The following is a 1881-nucleotide window of genomic DNA, read 5'->3' as shown; positions in this document are numbered from 1 at the left end:
GGTGTAAGCGCCTCATCGGGCACAATCACTCGGCACCGCGCGTCTTTCGTGCTTTGCATGTGCGATCGAGCTTGGAAGCCTGGCTTCTGGACTCGCATATGTGTCGCTCTGCGTCTTTTACCGAGCGTGTATCACGCAGCGTCTGATGTGCGCCGTTAAATTTTAAAATTTAAAACAAAGGAAAAATTTGAATTACTGGAACGAAATTTACGCTCACTTTGATCCCGTGGCGTTCAGCGCGTTTGGCATAAACGTGCACTGGTACGGCATTATGTATGTTTTGGCGCTGCTTACGGCGCTATTTATCGCCAAATATTTCGTGCGAAAAGACGGCCTTGACTTCAGCGATAAGATGCTAGATCGCTACTTTATCTGGGTCGAAGTGGGCGTCATTTTGGGCGCGCGGCTTGGATACATCGCGATTTATTCGGGCGAGGCGGCGTGGTATTTCAGCCATCCGTGGCAAATTTTCAACCCCTTTCATAACGGCGAGTTCGTGGGCATTCGTGGTATGAGCTATCACGGCGCAGTCGTCGGATTCGTGATCGCGACGGTTTGGTTTTGCAAAAAATTTAAAACCGATATGTGGGCGCTGCTCGATCTCGTGGCACTTAGCGTGCCGCTTGGTTATTTTTTCGGGCGCGTGGGAAATTTTTTAAATCAGGAGCTTTTCGGGCGCGAAACGAGCGAGCCGTGGGGGATTTTGGTAGGCGGCACGTTGCGTCACCCAAGCCAGCTTTACGAAGCGGTTTTGGAAGGACTGGTAATTTTCGTGATTTTATTTTTCTACCGTAAACGCAAGAAATTTAACGGCGAGCTGATATGTTTGTATGCGATGCTATATACGGCGTTTAGATTTTTCGTAGAATTTTTTAGGCAGCCGGACGACGGGCTTGGGTTTATATTTTTAAATTTATCGATGGGGCAAATTTTATCTTTAGTGATGTTTTTGATAGCAGTTTTCTTAAAGCAGTCTTTGAAGAAAAAACTAATTTGCAGAAATTAAATTAATCTAAAGTTAAAAAGTAATATAATCTTTTTACAAAAATGTAAATTTTCGTTTAGCGGGGATTTATAATCATCTTTTTTAAGGAGAACCTATGCTAGGTCGCATTGAAGGCTTTACGGGCAGATCCATAGACGGCAAAAAAAGCCGCATTATGGCTTTGCAAGACGTGGCGCAAAGCATCAGCGGGCTGATTTTGGCCTGTTTTATGCTGTGTCATATGATATTTACCGGCACGATTTTGATCGGTAAGGGCGCGTTTGAGGGCGTCGTACATTTCGCCGAACCGGGCGGAATTTATTTCGTTACAAACATCGTCGCTTTTGTAATTTTCGTGATTTTCGTAGTTCACGCGTTTTTGGCGATGAGAAAATTTCCAGCTAACTACGCCGCTTACAGAGCGTTTAAAGCGCACAAAATGCGAATGAAGCATTGCGACACGACGCTTTGGTGGTTTCAGTTTTGGACGGGATTTTTCCTATTTTTCTTTGCGGCGGCTCATATTTTAATGATCGTATTTGGTCCGAAAATTACTGCAGATCTTGCTATAGCTCGCTTCGGACAGCTTCATCTATTTTATTTTGTTTTATTGATTTTCGTAGTAACTCACGCTAGTATTGGAATTTATAGGCTTTATATGAAATGGATTAGCATAGACGGCACGAAGGCGGAAATTCAAAGGAAAAGAGCCCTCATCAAAAAGACGGTTTTCATCGTTTGGGGTGCATTTTTCTTGCTTTCGATAATCGCCGATTTCAAATGGTTAAGTTTAGAATAGGGAGCTTAGGATGAATGTAATATATTGCGATTCTTTAGTTATTGGCGGCGGTGGGGGCTTCGCTGCCGAAGAGGATGCGTTTATAGGAGTTGGTCCA

General features: G+C 44.0%; 2 protein-coding genes. Both read left to right on the top strand.

Annotation, left to right across the window (positions count from 1 at the left end; all coding sequences use genetic code 11):
• The first annotated feature begins 187 nt into the window (after positions 1-187).
• Positions 188-1006, top strand: coding sequence for a prolipoprotein diacylglyceryl transferase (gene lgt / locus Q0277_RS08950; protein ID WP_297997381.1), 819 nt, complete (start codon positions 188-190; stop codon positions 1004-1006).
• Between the two features lie 94 nt (positions 1007-1100).
• Entirely contained in the window at positions 1101-1784 is a 684-nt protein-coding gene (locus Q0277_RS08945) for a fumarate reductase cytochrome b subunit (RefSeq protein WP_291936192.1), read from the top strand.
• Positions 1785-1881 lie beyond the last annotated feature (97 nt).

Source organism: uncultured Campylobacter sp. (genome assembly GCF_938030815.1).
GTDB lineage: Bacteria > Campylobacterota > Campylobacteria > Campylobacterales > Campylobacteraceae > Campylobacter_B.
Note: the sequence above shows the minus strand (reverse complement) of the source record. Positions and strands in the feature narration are given on the sequence as shown.